The sequence below is a fragment of the Stenotrophomonas sp. 3diitr2024 genome (assembly GCF_042136455.1).
Classification (GTDB): Bacteria; Pseudomonadota; Gammaproteobacteria; order Xanthomonadales; family Xanthomonadaceae; genus Stenotrophomonas; species Stenotrophomonas sepilia.
In genome coordinates, this window is record NZ_JBHHMJ010000724.1 from 1 (window position 1) to 3,656 (window position 3,656).

Here is a 3,656-nt window from a genome sequence, read left to right on the forward strand (position 1 = left end):
GGGTCAGATCCCTTTGCGCTGCAAAGGGATCTGACCCCATCCGGGACCCTACCTGGCCCCTGGATATCTACCTGTTCCCGGGGAACGCCTGCCGCAGCTCGTCCACCAGCACCCGCTGGTTTTCCGAGTAATCGATCGGTACCGACACCAGGTGCACCCCGCCCTCGTTGAAGGCCGCCTGCAGGGTCGGGATGAACTGCTCGATGGCGATCACCTCATGCCCCTTGCAGCCATAGGCCTCGGCGTACTTCACGAAGTCGGGGTTGCTGAAGGTCATGCCGTAGTCGGTGAAGCCATCCACCGCCTGCTTCCAGCGGATCATGCCGTAGGCGCCGTCATTGAGGATCAGCACCACCAGGTTGAGCCCCAGCCGGCGCGCTGTCTCCAGCTCCTGGCTGTTCATCATGAAGCCACCATCACCACACACCGCCAGCACCCGCCGCTGCGGATACAGGATCGAGGCCATGATCGCCGAGGGCAGGCCCGCGCCCATGGTCGCCAGCGCGTTGTCCAGCAGCAATGTGTTGGCGACCTGGGTACGGTAGTTGCGGGCGAACCAGATCTTGTACATGCCGTTGTCCAGCGCCACGATGCCGTCCGGCGGCATCACCTGGCGCACGTCGTGCACCAGCCGCTGCGGTGTGAACCCGGCCTCTTCGGCGCGGTCGGCCAGATGCTCGAGGATGGTCGCGCGCAGCGGCAGCAAAGCATCGGCGTTCGGCACCGCGCCTTCGATGCGGTCGGCCAGTTGGGTGAGCGAACGGCCGATGTCGCCGATCACCTCCACCTGCGGGAAGTACACCTGTTCCACCGCCGCCTGCGAGTAGCCGATATGGATCACGGTCGGGCCACCCGGGCGCATCACGAACGGCGGCTTTTCGGTCACCTCGTGGCCGATGGTCACGATCACGTCAGCCTGGTCGATCGCCATGTGCACGTAGTCACGCTCGGTCAGCGCGGCGGTGCCCATGTACAGGCCCGAACCTCCGGCCACCGCGCCCTTGCCCATCTGCGTGGTGAAGAACGGGATGCCGGCGCGCAACACAAAGGCCGACAGCGCTTCACTGGACTGCGGTCGCGACGCCGCCGAAGCGATCATCAACAACGGCCGCTTGGCATTGCGGATGATCTCAGCCGCCCGATCCAGCGCCTCCGGGCTGGCAATGGGACGGTCCACCGCATGCGGCGGAATCAGCGCCACGCCCTCGACCTCATCGGCCGCGATGTCTTCGGGCAGCTCCAGCAGCACCGGGCCCGGGCGCTCCTCCTGAGCGACACGGAACGCCTCGCGGACGATGGTCGGGATCGTGCGCGCCGAGACGATCTGCCGCGCCTGCTTGGTCAGCGGCTTCATCGTGCCGACGATGTCGACAATCTGGAAGCGCGCCTGTTTGCTGGCGACGATGCCCTTCTGGCCGGTGATCATGATCACCGGCCACGCACCCAGCAGCGCATAGGCGGCGCCGGTGGTGAAGTTGAGCGCGCCGGGGCCGAGCGTGGCCAGGCACACGCCGGGCTTGCCGGTCAGGCGGCCATAGGTTGCAGCCATGAACACCGCTGCCTGTTCGTGGCGGGTGATGACCAGCTCGATGCTGGAATGACGAAGCGACTCGACCACGTCGAGGTTCTCTTCGCCGGGAATACCGAAAATGCGCTCGACGCCTTCGTTCTCAAGCGCGGCGACGAGCAGGTCTGAACCCTTGGACATTGGAATGCCGTCCTTTTCGCTGGACTGGTGGTGGATCGTTGCAGGAAGGATGAGAGCCGCGCGTCAACGCTTGTCGAACCACACCGTCTGCGCGTTGACGAATTCGCGGATGCCGAAGTGCGAGAGCTCACGACCGAAGCCACTCTTTTTCACGCCGCCGATCGGCACGCGCGGGTCTGAAGCGGAGAAGCCGTTGACGAACACGCCGCCGGTCTGCAGCCGGCGCGCCAGCTGCATGGCCCGTGCGCGGTCGCCGGTCCACAGGTTGCCGCTCAGGCCGAATTCGCTCTGGTTGGCCAGTTCCACCGCATGGTCGGCGTCGCGGGCGCGACTGATCGAGGCCACCGGCCCGAAGGTCTCGGTATCGAAGGCCTGCATGCCAGGCTCTACGTCGGCCAGCACGGTGGGTGCATAGAAGGCTCCAGGGCGATCCAGCGGGTGGCCGCCAACCAGCAGCCGCGCACCGGCCTCCACCGAAGCCCGTACCTGCGCATCGAGCTGCTCCAGCAGGTCCTGGCGCGCCATCGGGCCGATGCGGTTGGCCGGGTCGCGGCCATCGCCGATGGTCAGTGCCTGCACCTTCTGGCAGAACTGCGCCACGAAACGATCGTAGACCGCGTCTTCGACGATGATGCGCTTTCCGGCGATGCAGACCTGCCCGGTGTTCTGGAAGCGCGAGGCCACCGCCGCATCAACGGCGGCATCCAGATCGGCGTCGGCCAGCACGATGAACGGATCCGAGCCCCCCAGCTCCAGCACCACCTTCTTCAGCGCCTGCCCGGCCTGGGCGGCGATGCTGCGGCCTGCGGCCACGCTGCCGGTCAGGGTCACTGCGGCGATGCGATCATCGGCGATCGCGCGGCTGGTGCCCTCGCGGCTGATGTTGGCGGCGATGAAGGTGCCTTCCGGCAGCCCGGCATCGCGCCAGGCCGCGTCGAGCAGCTGCGCGGTACCGACGATGTTCTCGGCCGGCTTCAGCAGGAAGCCGTTGCCGCCCATCAGGATCGGCACCGCCGCACGCATCACCTGCCAGTACGGGAAGTTCCACGGCATGATGCCCAGCACCACGCCCAGCGGCAGGTAGGCCACATAGGCCTTGTCGTCGGGCACCTGGGTCGGCTCGTCGCGCAGGAACTGCGCACCGTGGTCGGCGTACCAGTCGCACAGCACGGCGCACTTCTCGATCTCGGCCAGCGATTCGGCCTGCACCTTGCCCATCTCGGCGGTAGCCAGCGCGGCCAGCTTCTCACGGTCACGCCGCAGTACGGCGGCCATCGCACGCAGTACGTCTGCGCGCTGTTCGAGGCTCTTGACGCTCCAGGCCGCAAAGCCGACCTGGCCGCGATCGAGGATGGCTTCCAGTTCGGCGTCGGTAGCGAAGGGGTGGCTGGCGATCTGCTGGCCGGTGGCCGGATCACGGGAAATGGCGGTGGTGGGGGCAGCGGACATGCAGGGCTCCTGTTGTCTCGGCAACGGGCAGCGGCCCGTCTTCTGCACAGGAATGTGAACCCGATTGGCGGAGGCAACAAGGCGTCTGCTTATCCTGTGACCTGCACTTACCTGTCTGAATGGGACTGTTTGCAGGGCTGCGCCCTGCACCCGCAGAGGCCAGGGCAACGTCAAGGTCAAAGGCCTGCATTCCGTGGGATGGCGGGGTGGGTCCGGTTGCGGGGGACGGCGTGAATCCCCCTCCGGGGTCCGGCCCAGCCGCCGACGGCTGGGCGTTCGGGCGCTTGCGAAGCAGTGCTTCGCAAGCAAAGCGCCCTCCCCCATGTAAGCTCGGTCGCCGCATCCATGCGGCTCACGCCCCCGCAACCGGCCCCCCCCCGCCCCACCTCTGACAGATTCCTGCGGCTGTTGGTAGGTGTCGACCTTGGTCGACACGATTTTTCTGTCAGATATCGAAATGAATCCGGGGTCAGATCCGTTTTCCTGCGGAAAACGGATC

2 protein-coding genes are annotated in these 3,656 nt (G+C 66.5%); both read right to left on the minus strand.

Annotation, left to right across the window (positions count from 1 at the left end; translation table 11 throughout):
- Positions 1–67 precede the first annotated feature (67 nt).
- Positions 68–1,708 (minus strand): acetolactate synthase large subunit, encoded by a 1,641-nt coding sequence (locus ABGA94_RS18880; protein ID WP_375367922.1) that lies wholly within the window; start codon positions 1,706–1,708, stop codon positions 68–70.
- A gap of 63 nt (positions 1,709–1,771) precedes the next feature.
- Entirely contained in the window at positions 1,772–3,157 is a 1,386-nt protein-coding gene (locus ABGA94_RS18885) for an NAD-dependent succinate-semialdehyde dehydrogenase (protein ID WP_065177620.1), read from the minus strand.
- Between the last annotated feature and the right edge of the window lie 499 nt (positions 3,158–3,656).

Coding starts and splice junctions, on each gene's coding strand:
- ABGA94_RS18880 (WP_375367922.1), bottom strand. CDS start 1,708: ATGTCCAAGGGTTCAGACCTGCTCGTCGCCGCGCTTGAGAACGAAGGC.
- ABGA94_RS18885 (WP_065177620.1), bottom strand. CDS start 3,157: ATGTCCGCTGCCCCCACCACCGCCATTTCCCGTGATCCGGCCACCGGC.